Source organism: Clostridium sp. AF29-8BH, from assembly GCF_003478145.1.
GTDB lineage: Bacteria > Bacillota > Clostridia > Lachnospirales > Lachnospiraceae > Otoolea > Otoolea fessa.
Genome location: NZ_QUEL01000034.1, coordinates 1 through 17,933 on the forward strand (window position 1 = coordinate 1; position 17,933 = coordinate 17,933).

14 protein-coding genes and 2 pseudogenes are annotated in these 17,933 nt (G+C 48.4%); 13 read left to right on the plus strand and 3 right to left on the minus strand.

Annotated features, from left to right (window positions below):
- The 5 genes from DWZ16_RS14310 to DWZ16_RS14330 all read left to right on the plus strand — a co-directional run.
- The coding region (locus tag DWZ16_RS14310) for a zinc ribbon domain-containing protein (protein WP_147353430.1) at positions 1-301 on the plus strand (301 nt) is incomplete at its 5' end.
- Between the two features lie 343 nt (positions 302-644).
- On the plus strand, positions 645-1,919 hold the full coding sequence (locus DWZ16_RS14315) for a PD-(D/E)XK nuclease family protein (RefSeq protein ID WP_118523097.1): 1,275 nt from the start codon (positions 645-647) through the stop codon (positions 1,917-1,919).
- Positions 1,920-2,043: 124 nt separating this feature from the next.
- Positions 2,044-2,418: an MmcQ/YjbR family DNA-binding protein gene (locus DWZ16_RS14320; RefSeq protein ID WP_118523098.1), complete on the plus strand. Its 375-nt coding sequence runs from the start codon at positions 2,044-2,046 to the stop codon at positions 2,416-2,418.
- Positions 2,419-2,428: 10 nt separating this feature from the next.
- A complete protein-coding gene (locus DWZ16_RS14325) occupies positions 2,429-2,677 on the plus strand; it encodes a hypothetical protein (RefSeq protein WP_182426618.1) in 249 nt (82 codons plus the stop codon).
- On the plus strand, positions 2,625-2,891 hold the full coding sequence (locus tag DWZ16_RS14330) for a type I restriction-modification enzyme R subunit C-terminal domain-containing protein (RefSeq protein ID WP_022359312.1): 267 nt from the start codon (positions 2,625-2,627) through the stop codon (positions 2,889-2,891). The genes DWZ16_RS14325 and DWZ16_RS14330 overlap by 53 nt, the downstream gene beginning before the upstream one ends.
- Positions 2,892-2,995: 104 nt before the next feature.
- Here the strand turns inward: DWZ16_RS14330 and DWZ16_RS14335 are convergent, their stop codons facing one another.
- Positions 2,996-3,193: a hypothetical protein gene (locus tag DWZ16_RS14335; RefSeq protein ID WP_022359311.1), complete on the minus strand. Its 198-nt coding sequence runs from the start codon at positions 3,191-3,193 to the stop codon at positions 2,996-2,998.
- Positions 3,194-3,440: 247 nt separating this feature from the next.
- Here DWZ16_RS14335 and DWZ16_RS14340 point away from each other — a divergent pair, with 247 nt between their 5' ends.
- The gene (locus tag DWZ16_RS14340; protein WP_118523100.1) at positions 3,441-4,733 is read left to right on the plus strand and encodes an N-acetylmuramoyl-L-alanine amidase family protein; all 1,293 of its coding nucleotides are present in this window, start codon (positions 3,441-3,443) and stop codon (positions 4,731-4,733) included.
- Between the two features lie 90 nt (positions 4,734-4,823).
- On the opposite strand, the gene abc-f is transcribed toward DWZ16_RS14340, so the two are convergent.
- Positions 4,824-6,884: a ribosomal protection-like ABC-F family protein gene (gene abc-f / locus DWZ16_RS14345; protein ID WP_118523101.1), complete on the minus strand. Its 2,061-nt coding sequence runs from the start codon at positions 6,882-6,884 to the stop codon at positions 4,824-4,826.
- 271 nt (positions 6,885-7,155) lie between these two features.
- Here abc-f and DWZ16_RS14350 point away from each other — a divergent pair, with 271 nt between their 5' ends.
- The 6 genes from DWZ16_RS14350 to DWZ16_RS14375 all read left to right on the plus strand — a co-directional run bounded on the left by DWZ16_RS14350 (position 7,156) and on the right by DWZ16_RS14375 (position 12,390).
- The gene (locus DWZ16_RS14350; protein ID WP_118523102.1) at positions 7,156-7,851 is read left to right on the plus strand and encodes a redox-sensing transcriptional repressor Rex; all 696 of its coding nucleotides are present in this window, start codon (positions 7,156-7,158) and stop codon (positions 7,849-7,851) included.
- Entirely contained in the window at positions 7,848-8,216 is a 369-nt protein-coding gene (gene acpS, locus DWZ16_RS14355) for a holo-ACP synthase (RefSeq protein WP_117795193.1), read from the plus strand. The genes DWZ16_RS14350 and acpS overlap by 4 nt, the downstream gene beginning before the upstream one ends.
- Complete coding sequence (locus tag DWZ16_RS14360) at positions 8,213-9,727, plus strand: NAD(P)H-hydrate dehydratase (protein ID WP_118472918.1); 1,515 nt, start codon at positions 8,213-8,215, stop codon at positions 9,725-9,727. Before acpS ends, DWZ16_RS14360 begins: the two co-directional genes overlap by 4 nt.
- A 22-nt stretch (positions 9,728-9,749) precedes the next feature.
- Positions 9,750-10,955, plus strand: coding sequence for an alanine racemase (alr, locus tag DWZ16_RS14365; RefSeq protein WP_243022047.1), 1,206 nt, complete (start codon positions 9,750-9,752; stop codon positions 10,953-10,955).
- A gap of 215 nt (positions 10,956-11,170) precedes the next feature.
- Entirely contained in the window at positions 11,171-11,518 is a 348-nt protein-coding gene (locus tag DWZ16_RS14370; RefSeq protein WP_022360133.1) for a type II toxin-antitoxin system PemK/MazF family toxin, read from the plus strand.
- Between the two features lie 143 nt (positions 11,519-11,661).
- Entirely contained in the window at positions 11,662-12,390 is a 729-nt protein-coding gene (locus DWZ16_RS14375) for a YebC/PmpR family DNA-binding transcriptional regulator (RefSeq protein ID WP_022360132.1), read from the plus strand.
- Between the two features lie 264 nt (positions 12,391-12,654).
- Here the strand turns inward: DWZ16_RS14375 and DWZ16_RS14380 are convergent.
- Positions 12,655-14,117 (minus strand): annotated as a pseudogene (locus DWZ16_RS14380) (nicotinate phosphoribosyltransferase).
- Positions 14,118-14,727: 610 nt separating this feature from the next.
- On the opposite strand from DWZ16_RS14380, the pseudogene ileS reads away from it, so the two are divergent.
- Positions 14,728-17,915 (plus strand): annotated as a pseudogene (gene ileS, locus DWZ16_RS14385) (isoleucine--tRNA ligase).
- The last annotated feature ends 18 nt before the right edge of the window (positions 17,916-17,933 follow it).

Genomic DNA, 17,933 nt, shown 5'->3' on the forward strand with positions numbered 1-17,933 from the left:
GTATAATAAACTTTATATCATGTTGGAATATAAACTAAAACTGTATGGAATATCACTGACAAAACAGGAAGAAAGCTATACCAGCCAGTGCAGCCCGTTTTCACCAGAAATATCAAAAAGATATGCAGAAGCATCAAACAGAAAAGAGCGGGGCATGTATATAACGGATGGAGTAAAATATAATGCGGATGCAGTAGGAGCATTTAATATCCTGCGTAAACATCTTTCCGTATCCGGAAAACAGAAAGAACTGTCCGTAACCGGACTAAAGAATCCAGAAATAATAAAAGTAGCTGTATAGCCGCAAGGCAAGCAGTAGTGGTGTCATGGACGCACCCTGAAAAAAGGCGGTATCCCGCCAGATTTCAGATGCTCTGGTAACTTAGTTGCCGAGTAGTTCACATTTTATGCCATCATAGGAAGAGTCCATTCCGGGATTCAGGGAAAGGACGATTTTTTCGTAATTGTCATTGATTTTTTGAAGAGGGAATAATTCAGGATAAGGTATGATTTGGTGTGAAGAAAATTGGAGGGATGCCTTGGATAGAGTCTGTGAGAACCGTTTTTTTTATGGTATGATAGATAAAAAGAAATCGTTTTATAAATGAAAAATGAGACAAACGGGAATCGCCAGAGAATGAAAAATGGAAACATATAGAGATTTACTATCGCAAATTCATACAAACTGTAAAAACATACCATTTCATAAGAAATTATCAGCCTACAACATTTTTGATGTATTAGAGATACAGAGCCGTGAAGTGATCATGTGCCGTTTTTTGACCGATCTGCTGAATCCAGAGGGAATGCATGGCTGCGGAATCCGGTTTCTGAAATCGTTTATCCGAGATGTGTTGAAAATGGATCCGGTAAGCGATACATTGCTATTGCATACGGAGGTAGTCAAAGAGTACCCGATCGATAAAGAGAGAAGAATTGATATTTTCATACGGAATGCGGAGTATCAGATTCCAATCGAGGTAAAAATCTATGCGGGGGAACAGGAAGGACAGTGTTCGGATTACTTTGAGATGGCACAAAATTCCCGATTGATATATCTAACCCGTTTTGGAACTCCGCCATCTGAGTACAGCCGGAAGGAGAAAGGCGGAGGAAATTTATTACTATTAGGGCAAATCCAGTGTATTTCATGGGCAGAAGATATCTATCGGTGGCTGGAAGGTGAATTGCAAAATTTAAAAGAGCCATTTCGGGCAGTCATGGAGCAATATTTGGATGCGGTACATAGCATAGCGGATGAAAGAGAGAAGAAAGTGGCAGATAAAGTGATTGAGGCATTGTACGAATCGCCGGAAAAATTTCTTGCCGGAATCGAGATTGAAAAATCGATGAAAAAGGCAAAGGTGCAGCTGATTCGCCAGGTGTTTGAAGAATTTCAGCAGCAGATGCAGCCGATTTTAGAAAAATATGGTTTGGAATTAGAAAAGGATAGTGGATATTATTCCTATCAGGATTCACAGCATGATAAATTTTATGATTGTTACAGCACCTATCCTGGATTGAATTATGTGGTAAAAAAGGCAAAATTTCAAAAAGCGGGTCTGGAACTCTGGTTTCGAATTGAAGTAGAGCACAATTTGTTTGCGGGATTCTGCCTGTTTGATAAAGAAGCCAGATCCAAGGATGGCTTTTCGAAAGGCTATCAGGTAGATGATATAACCGACGAGCTTAAGCAGGAGGCATCCAGATATCTCAAAAAGGAAATAATTCTGCCGGAGGACTGGTGGTTTGGCTGGTGTTATCCGAACGGAAAACGCCACTGCGAAGAGACAGAAGTGCCGGATTTTAAGCAGATGAATCCGTGTGCGGTTTCACTTGTGGATGAAACGGCGCGGAGGGAGTATGTGAAGCGGGCGTTGGCGGTGTTCGAGAGAGAGCTTTTGGGGTGGCTTTTGTAAAAGGATAAATTGTCGCTGAAACAGAATATCACACTACACTATAAAAGCATATTTACACAAACACAAACATTGCAAATAACAAATATATTCTACCTTGAAACCGAAAGCGAGGCGTTTCACCAAAATGACAAGAGAAGAATTATTTCAATGGGTAAAACAAGAATATGGCACGGAAGCGGAATATCCGTGGAAGGATTCGAACGCAGTGCTGCGTCGGGCGGATAATGATAAATGGTATGGCGTGATTTTGAGTGTTGCAGGGAGTAAGCTGGAGTTGGAGGATGATAATATCATAGATGTTATAAATCTAAAGAGTGATCCGATGCTGATAGGTTCTTTGCGGGGGCAGAAAGGATATTTTCCGGCATACCATATGAACAAGGAGAAGTGGATCAGTGTTTTGCTGGGGGATGCGGGGCTGGATGAGCCGATTAAAAATTTACTTGCGTTAAGCTATGAGCTGACAGCGCCAAAGAAAAAGAAGAATACTTCCAAATAGGGGGGATCTTATGTCAAACTTTGAATTTTTAAAGAATACAAAAGAATATGCATTATTTGCGCCAGCGGTGGTGGAAGCGAAGCGCACCAGCAAGGATCCGAATGTTGGTCGGAAACAGGTTATGCTGTATGCGGACTGTTTAGAGCGGAAGTTTGGCCGCAGACCGATGATGTTTACGACGAATGGATTTGAAACGTATTTCTGGGATGACAAGACTTCTCCACAGCGTCCGGTCAGTGGCATTTTCAGAGTTTATTAACGATCAGTCATTGAACCAACGGCAGATCAATTTTGTTCATAAGATTATTAATCATATGGAGCAGAATGGGTATATGGAGAATGTGGCTGTTTTGCAGAAGCCTCCGTTTGATAAGCCAATTAGTTTTTTAAAGCTGTTTGATGTGAGAACGAGAACAGCGCTTATGAAAGCGATTAATGATGTCCGGGAGAATGCGGTTACAGTGGCGGGATGATGAAAAAATGACAGGAGACTGCGGAGGCAGTCAGTATAGAAGAATGAAAGAAGCGAACGACTGCGTATTGTGTTAGAAATAGACAGTCGTTTGCTTTTTGAACGTTATTTTTTCTTTTTAAAATATCGCAGTGCCACCGCATACCCATAGAGCACCGCCGGTATAACGATCGTGCAGAACAGCGATGCCAGCAGCAGATTTTCTGCCAGTGGACTGTCCATCAGGGCGAAGATGATGGAAGAGACGTAGAGGGCGATTAGGATAACAGCACCCGTCAGCGCCAAAATGCGTTTTGATTTCATATATGGTATCCTTTCTAATTTTATAACTCTATAAAAAAGAGTGATTGGAATTTGTAATCATTTTTATATTGTTTCAAAGGCAGATTGGATATTGCTGTCTTTGATGAACTGTCTTTTATTTTATTATTATAAAGGATGTAAGAATTTTTTTCTATACTTTTCATTTGCGGTGCGGTAAAATAAGAAGAGATGTGGCAACTGTTTACAGTTTTTTGCTTAATTATGAACAAGAAAGGGGAGGCACACGATGAATTGGAAGAAAAAATTTATGTGGGCAGCATCCTTTTTAGTATCCCTGTTTGTTTGTGGGACAGCGCTGGCGGCAGGTAACGATGCGTCTGCGGACACCCCGGCGCAGGGCAAGGAAGAAAATCAGGTTTACAGGTTCGGTACCGAAAATAATGCCAATGATATAACGGAGACAGAGGCATCGGCGGCAGAAAGTGGCGCGGCTGGTTTGGAAAATAAAGAAATGTATCTGTATGAGGGCGAGTGGGTCGGAGACGGCGAGGACTGGCAGTACCGCCTGACGGATGGCAGCTTTTTGAAAGCGTCCTGGCTGAAATCGAATGGTCACTGGTATTATCTGGGAAAAAGCAGCTATATGCAGCGGGGACTCCGGAAAATCGGCACAAACCGTTATTATTTCGCCGAGAGCGGCGCGATGATGACTGGCTGGATTTATGAGGAAGAGACGGATCAGTGGTATCATGCAAACGAGGATGGGGCACTGACGACCGGCTGGTATCAGGCAGGAAATGCCTGGTATTGGTTTGATTCCAAATGTGTTATGTTCAGCGGCGGAAACCGGATGGTAAACGGGCATAAATATTATTTCTTTGACAATGGTCAGATGGCGGCGGATCAGTACGTGGAACTCAACTACTACGATGCAAATGGACTGCGCGACCGGACGCATGATGTGCGTTTGATGGGAAAACGGCGTCCGTCGGACAGTGAAAAAGAACAGATTACGAAAGAACTGGCAGGCGTGCCAAGAGAGTGGATGAAACGATTTGCAGAATCAGGCTGGGAGCTGATGTACTACACAGATAAGGCATACTTCTCAGCGCCGAAAACAGAGCAGGGTATCTATTTTGTCAATTATGATACAGATGTGCATTACAAGAAAATCAAATTTTCTAAACCGCAGGGACTTGCGATGGCATTCGGCGAGTTCGCTGCGTCGGAACTAAGCGACGAAGAAACCTCACGTGCCTTGACGGATTTCGAGCGATATCTGGCTGGCGGTGGACTGGTGCAGCCGCTTCCATCCTACTTTGACGATAAGCCGGAGATGCAGTTCGGCAGCTTTTTCGCCGCCTGCTGTGACGAAGATGTCCAAGCTGACATCCGAAAAAACAGTCCGGAATTATACAAATATGTCGTAAAGCTAGGATTCTGGCAGGAAGGACAAAAACCAGACGAAGCCGAAGGGGTCGAGATGAACTCTGATCCGGAATTTGCCGGAAATGGAGCCGGACCGGCTGGGGATGAATCTTTAAAGGCTAAGAGTGGTCCGGCATCGGAAGTGCCGTAAGAAAACGTGGTGGCAGCAGGAATTTGCCGTATGTAAATGCAAAGCCGCGGCAAATTCCGTTACTGGGCACGTATGCGTGAACAGTAACCACTACTCTGCCAATTCCTCCCACTTCTCATACAATCCCTCTAACTTTGCATTCAGTTCTTCCTTCTCTTTATTCAGTTCCATCAAACGCGGAACATCGGAAAAGACAGTCTCATCGCAGAGAAGCGCATCGATCTCCTGATCGCGGGTTTCAAGGGTGTGGATTTCTTCCTCGACGCGTTTCAATTCATTCTGTTTCTTACGAAGCCGCGTCTGTTCTTCCTTCTGCTGTTTCCAGTCCAATTTGCCGGAGGAAGCGCTGGCTGCCGCCTGAACTGCAGCGGTCACGGCAGAAGCGGACGAAGCAGCAGAGGTACCAGTGCCATTTCCAGAAAGAGCAGTCGGATTTGCGCCTGCCGCAGCGGTCAGATGGCTGGAAGTCCCTGCGTTTCCGGCTCCGGGAGATTTTGCAGAGCGGTTGGCTGCCTGTGCGGCGGAAGCCAGATAGGCTTTCTCCTGCGTCTCCTTCTTTTCCAGATAATAATCGTAGTTTCCAATATAATTAATCAGTGTTCCCATCGTCAGATCAAGAATCCGGGTCGCAGTTTTGTTGATGAAATATCGGTCATGGGAGACGTAGAGAACGGTTCCGGTGTAATGAACCAGCGCGTTTTCCAGAATCTCCTTCGAGGCGATATCCAGATGGTTGGTCGGCTCATCGAGGATCAGGAAGTTCGCCTCCGAGAGCATCAGCTTCGCCAGGGAAACACGTCCGCGTTCGCCGCCGCTCAGATCGCGGATGCGCTTAAAGACATCGTCGCCGGTGAAGAGAAATGCCGCCAGCACATTTCGGATCTGCGTGTTGTTCATATCCGGGTAGGTGTCCTGCAGCTCGTCAAAGAGCGTCTTGTCCATGTGCAGAACCTGGTGTTCCTGATCGTAGTAACCGATATGCACCTTGGAACCTAACCGGATCTCGCCGTTGTCCGGGGTCAGAAGACCGTTGATCATCTTGAGAATTGTGGTCTTGCCGGTTCCGTTGTTGCCGATGATGGCGATGCGCTCGCCGCGTTTTATCTCAAAGTTCAGATCCGTGAAGAGTGTCATGCCGTCGAAACTCTTGGCAAGCTCACGGACGGAGAGAACGTCATTTCCGCTGGTGACGCACGGTTCCAGCGTAATGTGCATCGCGTCGTTGATTTCGGTTGGTTTTTCCAGAAGATCCATCTTGGAAAGCATTTTTTCACGGCTCTCGGCGCGCTTGATGGATTTCTCACGGTTAAAGGATTTGAGTTTGGTGATAACCTCCTCCTGATGGCGGATCTCCTGCTGCTGGTTTAAGTAAGCCTTGAGCACACCGGCGCGGATGATCGCTTTTTTCTCGCTGTAGGCGGTGTAATTGCCCTGGAAAGAGGTGGCGATGCCGCCGTCCAGCTCGACGATCTTGGTCACGACGCGGTCCAGAAAATAGCGGTCGTGGGCGACGATGATGACCGTCCCGGCGTAGTTCATCAGATAGGTTTCCAGCCACGCGATGGATTCCATGTCGAGGTGGTTGGTCGGCTCGTCCAAAAGGATGATGTCCGGTTTGGAGAGCAGGAGCTTACCGAGGGAGACGCGCGTTTTCTGACCGCCTGAAAGTTCGGAAACCGGTTTGGAAAATTCTTCCTCGACAAAGCCGAGTCCCTTTAAGACACCGGTGATTTCACTCTGCCATGCGTAGCCGTTTAAAAGTTCAAATTCATGGTTTAAGCGGCTGTAAGTGTTGAGCATCGTTTCGAGCTTTTCGCCCTCGGCGTGCTTCATCTGGAGTTCCAGCGTGCGGATCTGCTGTTCCATTTCCAGAATCGGACGTTTGACCTCCAGAAGAGAGTCATAAATGGTGGTCTGGCTGTGCAGATCCTGGTGCTGTGCCAGGTAACCGAGGGTTTTGCCCTTGGCGATGGTCACGGAGCCCTCGTCTGCTGCGAGTTCTCCGACAATTATTTTTAAAAGAGTCGATTTACCGGCTCCGTTGATGCCGACGATGGCGGCTTTTTCGTGATCTTCTACATGAAACGATACGTGTTTGAGGATTTCCTCTGTACCGAATGCTTTTGAAATATTGCTGCAAGATAAAATCATAGATTCCTCCTGTGGTTGTATCCATGTATTTCGGTTAAAAATATACCGTCAATCTCAAATTATAATATAAATAAAGAAGCAATGCAAGAATGAGAACGGTTAATGGCTGTTTCTGGTCAGAAAATTTTGCGAAATACAATGTAAAATCCCTCATATGAAATAAAAAAATTGACAATTATTTATCATATGACTATAATAAATTTATCAGATTGTCCGAGGTTTGCGTAAACCATATGGACAACGTTAGAGGAAAGAAAGGTGGAAGAAAGCCGTGGAACAGAAAGAGATATCTAAAGCGGTCATTTCTAGGCTACCCAGATACTATCGTTACTTGGGCGAATTGCTCGAGGAGGGAGTAGAGAGAATCTCATCGAATGATTTGAGTATCCGCATGAAGGTGACAGCGTCCCAGATTCGTCAGGATCTGAATAATTTCGGCGGATTTGGTCAGCAGGGATATGGTTATAATGTAAAGTATTTATATTCGGAGATTGCCCGGATTCTGGGAATTGACCGTCAGCATAACCTAATTATTATCGGTGCGGGAAATCTGGGTCAGGCGATCGCGAATTATACGAATTTTGAGCGGCGTGGTTTTTTAATCAAAGGTATGTTTGATGTGAATCCGCGTCTGGTCGGTCTGGTAGTCCGTGGAGTGGAGATCCGCGGTATTGAAGATTTGGAGCAGTTTATCAAGGACAATGAAGTGCAGATCGCAGCGCTGACGATTCCGAAGTCGAAAGCGCCGGAGATTGCGGATCGGCTTGTCAAAGCCGGAATCAAGGCGATCTGGAATTTTGCCCATACAGATTTACAGGTTCCAGATGACGTTGTGGTGGAAAATGTCCATCTGTCGGAGAGCCTGATGCGCCTTTCTTACCGCGTATGCAGCATGCAGGATCAGAAAGCGAGAGAAGAAGCGCAGAGAAAGCAGGAAGAGGCAGCTGATGCCGGAGAAACAAAATGATCGTCGGAATTGGTACGGATCTGATAGAGATAGAGCGAATCAAAAAAGCCTGTGAAAAAGAGGCTTTTTTGGTGCGTGTATATACAGAAGAAGAGCGTCGGCAGGCTGGGGGGAAGGTGTCCCGGCTCGCCGGCGATTTTGCGGTAAAAGAGGCAGTCTCGAAGGTGTTTGGAACAGGCTTTCGGGGCTTTGGACTGCTGGATATAGAAGTGCTCCGGGACGAGCTTGGAAAACCGTGGGTGCGGCTTCACGGGGGAGCGAAGAAACTTGCGGACAGCCTAAAAATCACCCGGATTCACGTGTCGATCACGAATACAGGCAGTCTTGCATCCGCTTACGCAGTCGGAGAGGGGGAATGGAAATGAGACGTCTGGTGACAGGAAAACAGATGAAAGAGATAGATGGATATGCAATCCGGAAAGTGGGGATACCCTCTCTGGTACTGATGGAGCGAGCGGCGCTGGCGGTTGCAGACGAGATGGAAAAACGGTATGGAAAGCTTTCAGGGCAGAGGCTTCTGGTATTTTGCGGAACGGGCAATAACGGTGCGGACGGCGCGGCGCTGGCTAGGATTCTCTTTCTGCGCGGCGCGCTTCCGACGGTGCTCACGGTCGGTGACAAGGCGCACTGGACGGGAGAGATGACCTGCCAGGTGGCGATTGACCGGAATCTGGGGATCCCGGTGGAGGCGTTTGAAAATTATGTGCCGGGGCATGTGGAGATCATGGTGGATGCGATCTTTGGCGTGGGTCTTTCCAGAGAAGTCGGCGGTGAATTTGCCGAGGCGATCCGTTTTATGCGGGAGCAGGAGCCAAAGGCGGTAGTTGCGGTTGATATTCCGTCCGGCGTCAGCTCAGAGACAGGGGCGGCGCTTGGCGAGGCAGCTGAGGCGGATCTGACCGTTACTTTCGGCTATGAGAAGCTGGGAATGGTGTTCTATCCGGGACGGAAGCTGTGCGGCGAGATTGTGATTGCCGACATCGGGTTTCCGGCGTATACAAAATATGAAGGGCATACCTATTTTGCCTATGATCCGGAGGATCGGAGCCAGATCCCGAAACGGCGGGCAGACGCCAACAAGGGAACGTATGGAAAAATCCTGATCGCAGCCGGTTCGGAGGGAATGTGCGGCGCAGCGTATTTGAGCGCCCTGGCTGCGTACCGGATGGGCGCAGGACTTGTGAAGATCCTGACCGTCCGGGCAAATGTGCCGATTCTGCAAAATCTCCTTCCGGAGGCGATCCTGACGCCGTATGATCCGGAACAGGCACAGACGGATCCGGCAGGTTTTAAGAGCCTGGTGGAACAGGAGTGCGGCTGGGCGAGCGCGATCGTGCTGGGACCAGGACTGGGAAAGGAAGCCCATGTCGCAAGTCTGGTGCAGAACGTGCTGCTTTCCGCCTATGTGCCGATCATTGTGGATGCGGATGGATTAAATGCTGTCGCACAGCATCCGCATTTGTCCGGGTATTTTACGGAAAATGTGATCGTTACTCCGCATCTGGGAGAGATGGCGCGTCTGACGGGACGCTCGATTGAGGATCTGAAACGGGATCTGGTCGAGTCAGCGGTGCGGTATGGCGAAGAAAAAGGCGTGACCTGCGTGCTCAAGGATGCCGTGACGGTGACGGCGGGGCGCGATGGCAATGTGTATATCGGCGACAGCGGCTGCGCCGCGATGGCAAAGGGCGGTTCCGGCGATGTGCTGACCGGTGTGATTGCCGGGCTTCTGGCGCTGGGATTTTCAGAGGATGAAGCGGCGGCGCTCGGCGTGTTCCTGCACGGAAGAGCCGGGGCGGCAGCTGCCTGTAAAAAGGGAGAGCATTCCGTGCTGGCAAGAGATATCGCGGACTGTCTGCTTGAAAAGATAGATTGAAAATAAAAAGGAAGACAAAAAGATGAAAAAAGCATATACAATGGCAGAAGAACCATATACCCGGATTTATGCGCGGATTGACCTGGATGCGATTGTGAAAAATATGGAGGCGATGCGCGAAAATCTTCCAGCAAAAACGAAGATGATCGGCGTGGTTAAGACGGATGGTTACGGTCACGGGGCAGTCCCGGTGGCGAAGACGATCGCGCCGTTTGTCTGGGGCTATGCGGTGGCAACTTTGGAGGAAGGACAGAACCTGCGCCGCCACGGCATTGACAAACCGATTCTGGTGCTTGGCAGCACGCACCCGCGCCATTTTGCGGAATTGATTGAGGACGATATCCGTCCAGCGATCTTTGAGGAAGATAAGGCAGAGCTGCTCTCAAAACTTGCGGTTTCGATGGGAAAGACGGCGAAAATGCATATTGCGCTCGATACCGGCATGGGACGAATCGGATTTCACCCGGATGAAAATAGCCTGAAAGAGATAGAGCGGATTGCAAAGCTTCCGGGCATTGAGATCGAGGGAATGTTTACACATTTTGCGCGTGCTGACGAGGCGGATAAGGCATTTACCCATTTACAGTATGAGCGGTACCAGAAATTCCATGAAGGTCTGGAAGCTGCAGGCGTTCATATTCCGATGTGCCACTGTGCGAACAGCGCGGCGATCATGGAACTGCCGCGGATGGGACTGGATGCGGCGAGAGCCGGTATCACGGTATACGGTCTGTATCCGTCGGATGAGGTAGAGCGGAACATGAAGATTTACCCGGCGATGGAGATCCGCAGCTTTATTACCTATGTTAAGGAAGTGGAGCCGGGCACGCCGATCAGCTACGGTGGAACCTTTGTGACGGATCGTCCGACGCGGATCGCGACGATTGGCGCCGGATACGGCGATGGCTATCCGAGAAATCTCTCTGGAAAGGGTTATGTCCTGATTCATGGACACCGCGCACCGATTCTGGGACGCGTCTGCATGGATCAGTGCATGATCGATGTGACCGATATCCCGGAGGCTGCTGAGGACACGCGGGTAACGCTGGTCGGACGCGACGGGGACGACGAGATCACGATGGAAGAGCTGGCGGAATGGAGTGGCGGTTTCCACTATGAGATCCCATGCGTGCTTGGAAAACGTGTGCCGCGCGTGTACGTGAGAGGTGGAAAGATCGTCGGGAAAAAGGATTATAATGATGATCGGTATGAGGATTTTATGGAGTAAAGCCGGCGTTTGAACCATTTAGAAAAAGGATTCATAAGATAAAGTAGATAGCTTCGGCAAAGCCGGGAACCTGGACTGCCGGATGCATTTATGGGACGACCCGCGTATAGGCGGTGTAAATCTGTCCATACTAACGGTATAAACGGACTGTGGAGCTGTGAAAGTACAAAGCAGTTATTTATATCTTAAAATAGTTTGGACGGAGTGTGAATCGAGTGGTTATCAGACGAGGAGATATTTATTACGCAGATTTAAGACCGGTCATCGGCTCAGAGCAGGGCGGCGTCCGCCCGGTGCTGGTCATCCAGAATGATATCGGCAACAAGCACAGCCCGACCGTGATCTGCGCGGCGATCACATCAAAGATGAACAAAGCCAAGCTGCCGACGCATGTGGAATTAAACACGCGCCGCTGTGCGATGGTGAGGGATTCGGTCATTTTACTGGAACAACTCCGCACGATCGATAAGCAGCGGCTGAAAGAGAAAATCTGTCATATCGACGGGGCGCTTTTACAGGAGGTGGACCGTGCGCTGAAGGTCAGTCTGGAACTGGATACATAAAATCAGCCGCGAACCCCTTGTCAAGCATACAGAATGGTGTTAAAATAGTTAAGATGCAGCTTTTTAGTGCCGAAATCGGCGTGATATAAAAGCTGATGAGCGAAAAGATACAACAAAGAAGATAGAAAGAGGAGTGTTATTTTATGTCAGGACATTCAAAGTTCGCCAATATTAAGCACAAAAAAGAGAGAAACGACGCAGCAAAGGGAAAAATCTTTACCGTTATCGGTCGTGAGATTGCCGTAGCTGTTAAGGAAGGTGGTTCGGATCCGGCAAACAACAGCCGTCTGCGTGATGTGATTGCAAAAGCAAAAGCGAACAATATGCCGAACGATACCATCGATCGTGGTATCAAGAAAGCAGCCGGAGATGCAAACTCTGTCAATTACGAGAATCTTACATATGAGGGATATGGTCCGAATGGCGTCGCTATCATCGTAGATACCCTGACCGACAACAAGAACCGTACCGCAGCGAATGTCCGCAGCGCATTTACCAAGGGCGGCGGAAACGTAGGTACTCCGGGCAGCGTGTCCTTTATGTTTGATAAAAAAGGTCAGATCATCATCGACAAAGAAGAGTGCGAGATGGATCCGGATGAGCTGATGATGCTTGCACTGGATGCAGGAGCTGAGGATTTCTCCGAGGAGGAGGACAGCTACGAAGTGATCACCGCACCGGAAGATTTCTCTGCAGTCCGCGAGGCGCTGGAGAAGGCTGGCGTTCCGATGATGGAAGCAGACGTTACCATGATTCCGCAGAACTGGGTAGAGCTTACCGATGAGGAATCCATCAAAAAGATGCAGAGAATTCTGGATCTTCTGGATGAGGATGATGACGTACAGGCTACTTACCATAACTGGGATGAGTAATTGATATCATATTTGATATAGATTTAAAAAAATAAAGATACGATTCATATAAAAACTGTCGCTGAAATACAATGGCGGGCTGGACTTTTCAAAGAAGAGGGCTGGCAGCCGGATGTATTTGGCGGCAGTTTTTGTGTAATAGGAATTTCCTTGGAGACACATTCGTTTTTATTTTGCAAATTTTATGGAAGCGTTAAAGAAAAAAATACCATGTCCGGCAGCAATAAACTTGCCTGAACATGGTATTTACTCGTATTTTATCTACTAGTTGCTTGTATAATGATAGCTGTCTAACAGCTGTGCCTTCATATGCCACAGCTCGTTGGAGAGATCCACATGAATCTCATGCGGGTTTACCAGACGGCGGGACTCATCCCACAGCGCCTCCTGTTCTTTCTTGCAGTATTCGCGGATGTCCATAACCTTTGGAGACTCGTAAACGCATTCGCCGTTTTTGAAGATTGGAACGAGAAGTTCGCGCATGGTGTAGGTGCCCGGCGCGAGGTGTGTCTTTTTCCATGTCTCGATCGGATCGAAGAGCAGAAGGGAATTCTTCTCATCGAACTCTTCATCCACGAGACAGATCAGATCTGCGATAATCTTGCCAGTCTCCTTGTCATAGATTCGCTGGATGGTCTTGTTGCCCGGATTGGTAACCTTTTCTGTATTTTCCGAAAGCTTGATCTTCGGGATAAATTTGCCTGTGTAACGGTCCTTGATGGCAGCCAGCTTATAAACGCCGCCGAAGGAAGGGCAGTCCTTGGAGGTGATGAGGTTTGTGCCGACACCCCAGGACGTGATGGCAGCGCCCTGAATCTTCAGGCTGTCGATCAGGTATTCATCCAGATCGTTGGAGGCGGAGATGACTGCATCCGGGAATCCGGCGTCATCCAGCATCTTGCGGGCTTTCTTGGAAATATATGCAAGGTCGCCGCTGTCGAGGCGGATGCCGTAGAAAGTCAGCGGGATACCGGCGTCGCGCATCTCCTGAAAGACGCGGATCGCGTTCGGAACACCGGAACCCAGGGTATCATAGGTATCGGCTAACAGGATGCAGGCACTCGGATAGAGCTTTGCATAAGCGCGGAACGCAGTCAGCTCATCCGGGAAACTCATGATCCAGCTGTGTGCGTGGGTTCCCTTGACCGGAACGTCAAATAGTTTTCCGGCCAGTACATTGGAAGTGCCGATACAGCCGGCGATCATGGCAGCGCGGGCGCCATAGGTACCGGCGTCAGCACCCTGCGCGCGGCGAAGCCCAAACTCCATGATTCCGTCCCCGCGTGCGGCGAAGACGATACGGGATGTTTTGGTCGCGATCAGGCTCTGGTGGTTGATGATATTTAAGATGCAGTCTCAACCAGCTGTGCTTCCATGATTGGCGCGATGACCTTGACGAGAGGCTCACGCGGGAAGACAACGGTGCCTTCCGGGATTGCGTAGATGTCACCCGAAAATTTGAAATTGTGAAGATATTCGAGGAAATCTTCATCAAAAATGCCGAGTCCGCGTAAGTATTCGATGTCGGCATCATCGAAGTGAAGATTTTTCACATAGTCAATGACCTGCTCTAAGCCGGCGCAGATGGAAAACGCATTTCCATCCGGGTTTGTGCGGTAGAACGCATCAAAAATGACGGTTTCGTTGGCATCTTTCTCCCGGAAATAGCCCTGCATCATCGTCAGTTCATACAGGTCGGTCAATAGGGTAAGGTTTCTTGGCTCCATAATATTCTCCTTTGTTGCGAAAGACGGCTGCGGGCACGCCCTTCTTTATATATATAGTATACTTCATTGTTTATATTTGCAATGAATGTCTGTGTCTGTTTTTTAAAGTAAATACAGACATATTTTATATACTATACCATAAAATCAGGGGAATGGCAAAATAATGATAATTTTATAACATGTGAATCATATCCGAAACATTCCTTGACAACCATCTGGAAAAAAGATACAATGTCCATGTTAGTGATTTGATTACTAATTATGATAGGAAAAGCAATGATGGAGACAGTAGCGCCGCACGGAAAGCGGGAGCGAGGCAGGGACGGTGAGAGCCTGCTGTGAGTAAAGCGGATGCGAAGATCACTCCGGAGCTTCGGGCTGAACCATTTTTGGAGGTCTGAGCGCCGTTTCTGACAGTGCCCGGAAGGAAAATTCAGTAAGTACCGACGGTTTCCTCCGTTATAGGGAGCGCATATAAAGGTATGCAGTAATAGGTGGTTAAAAGCAAGTGGGCCCTTGTCCTGTTACAGGATGGGTCCATTTTTATTTCATAGAAAAAGACATTCTATGAAATAAAAACTTTATTTCATATTTTTAGGAGGAATTTATCATGTACAACAAAGTTCCGGCAAACATGAATTTCGTGGAACGTGAAAAGAACATTGAGAAGTTCTGGGAAGATGAGCAGATTTTTAAGAAGAGTATCGACAGCCGTAAGCAGGGACCGACCTATACATTCTATGACGGACCGCCTACCGCAAACGGCAAGCCGCACATCGGACACGTGCTGACCCGTGTTATCAAGGATATGATTCCGAGATACCGCGCGATGAAGGGCTACATGGTTCCGAGAAAGGCTGGATGGGATACCCACGGTCTTCCGGTTGAGCTGGAAGTAGAGAAGATGCTGGGACTGGACGGCAAGGAGCAGATTGAGCAGTATGGTCTGGAGCCGTTCATCGAGCACTGTAAAGAGAGTGTCTGGAAATACAAAGGAATGTGGGAAAAATTCTCCAACACCGTTGGTTTCTGGGCAGACATGGAGCATCCGTATGTTACCTACCACAACAGCTTCATTGAGTCTGAGTGGTGGGCATTAAAAGAAATCTGGAACAAGGGACTTCTTTATAAGGGCTTCAAGATCGTACCGTACTGCCCGCGCTGCGGCACCCCGCTGTCCAGCCATGAGGTGGCACAGGGATATAAGGACGTCAAAGAGCGTTCTGCGATTGCTAAATTCCCGGTAAAGGGCGAAGATGCATACATTCTTGCATGGACGACCACCCCGTGGACACTTCCGTCCAACGTGGCGCTCTGTGTAAATCCGGACGAGACATATGTAAAGGTAAAAATGAAAGAGGATGGCACGGTTTATTATATGGCGCAGGCGCTGTGTGATACCGTTCTGGGCGAGGGCACTTACGATGTCCTGGAAACCTTTGTCGGAAAAGATCTGGAATATAAAGAGTATGAGCCATTATTTGACTATGCCGTAGCAACCTGTGAAAAACAGCATAAGAAAGCATTCTACATTGTCTGCGATAATTATGTAACACTGACCGATGGTACCGGTGTCGTACACATCGCGCCGGCATTTGGTGAGGATGACTCCAAGGTCGGCAGAAAATATGACCTTCCGTTCGTACAGTTGGTAGACGGCAAGGGCGAGATGACGAAGGAGACTCCGTGGGCTGGTATGTTCTGCAAGAAAGCCGATCCGGAGGTTCTGAAAGCATTAAGAGAAAGCGGACTTCTGTTCTCTGCACCGGTATTTGAGCATAGCTACCCGCACTGCTGGCGCTGCGATACACCACTTATCTACTATGCACGTGAATCCTGGTTCATCAAGATGACCGCAGTCAAGGATGACCTGATCCGCAACAACAACACGATCAACTGGATTCCGGAGAGCATCGGTAAAGGGCGTTTCGGCGACTGGCTGGAGAATGTCCAGGACTGGGGCGTGAGCCGTAACCGTTACTGGGGTACTCCATTAAATATCTGGGAGTGCGAGTGCGGCTGCCAGCACGCGATCGGAAGCCAGGCAGAATTAAAATCTATGAGCCCGAACTACACGGACGTTGTGAAAAAATATGCAAAAGAGATGGATCAGGAGGCAAATGGAGAGGTTGAGCTTCACCGCCCATTCATCGATGATGTGACGATCACCTGCCGAAGTGCGGCAAACAGATGCACCGTGTACCGGAGGTTATCGACTGCTGGTTTGATTCCGGTTCCATGCCATTTGCACAGCATCATTATCCATTTGAAAATAAAGAACTGTTTGAGCAGCAGTTCCCGGCAGATTTCATCTCCGAGGCGGTTGATCAGACGCGTGGATGGTTCTACTCCCTGTTAGCTATCTCGACCCTGATCTTTAACAAGGCGCCGTACAAGAATGTTATCGTTCTGGGGCATGTCCAGGATGAGAACGGACAGAAGATGAGTAAGTCCAAGGGCAACGCGGTTGACCCGTTCGATGCACTGCAGACTTACGGCGCTGACGCGATCCGCTGGTATTTCTACATTAACAGTGCACCGTGGCTGCCGAACCGTTTCCACGGAAAAGCCGTTATCGAGGGACAGAGACGTTTCATGGGTACTCTTTGGAATACCTATGCATTCTTTGTACTCTATGCGAATATTGATAATTTTGACGCAACCAAATATACACTGGAATACGATAAACTTCCGGTTATGGACAAATGGCTGCTGTCTAAGTTAAACAGCCTCATCAAAGAGGTGGACGACGATCTGGGCAACTACCGCATTCCGGAGGCTGCAAGAGCGCTCCAGGATTTCGTCGATGATATGAGTAACTGGTATGTCAGAAGAAGCCGTGAGCGTTTCTGGGCGAAGGGCATGGAGCAGGATAAGATCAATGCGTACATGACACTCTACACCGCACTGGTAACTGTAGCGAAGGTAGCGGCTCCGATGATTCCGTTCATGACCGAAGACATTTACCAGAATCTGGTTCGCAGTCTGGATAAAGAGGCACCGGAGAGCATCCATCTGTGCGACTTCCCGGTTGCAAATGAGGCGCACATCGACAAGGATCTGGAAGCGAAAATGGAAGAAGTCCTGAAGGTTGTCGTTCTGGGCCGTGCAGCAAGAAATACTGCTAACATCAAGAACCGTCAGCCGATCGGACGTATGTTCGTGAAGGCAGAGACCGCTCTGCCGGAGTTCTATCAGGAAATCATCCAGGATGAGCTGAATGTGAAGAAGGTAGAGTTCACGGATGATGTCCGCGCATTTACCTCCTACAGCTTCAAGCCGCAGCTTCGTACCGTTGGACGCAAGTATGGCAAGTATGTAAACGAGATCAAAGAGATTCTTGCAGGTCTGGACGGAAATCAGGCGATGGATACCTTAAATGAAACCGACCTTTTAAGCTTTGAGACGCAGGACGGTACAAAGGTAGAGCTGGCAAAAGAAGATCTTCTGATTGACATGGCACAGGTACCGGGCTTTGTATCTGAGGGTGACAATTTCGTTACCGTTGTTCTGGATACTAATCTGACACCGGAACTCATCGAAGAGGGCTTTGTCCGCGAGATCATCAGTAAGATTCAGACGATGCGTAAGGAAGCCGGTTTTGAGGTAATGAACCATATCAACGTCTTCCAGGACGGAAATGATAAACTTGCAGAAATTTTAAAGAAGCATACAGAGGAAATCAAGAAAGAGGTTCTGGCTGATAATATCCTGATTGGCACCATGAGCGGATACACAAAAGAGTGGGATATCAATGGCGAAAAAGGTATGTTTGGTGTTGAGAAAACGACTGACTGATGTGCCTGGCGGGAAACC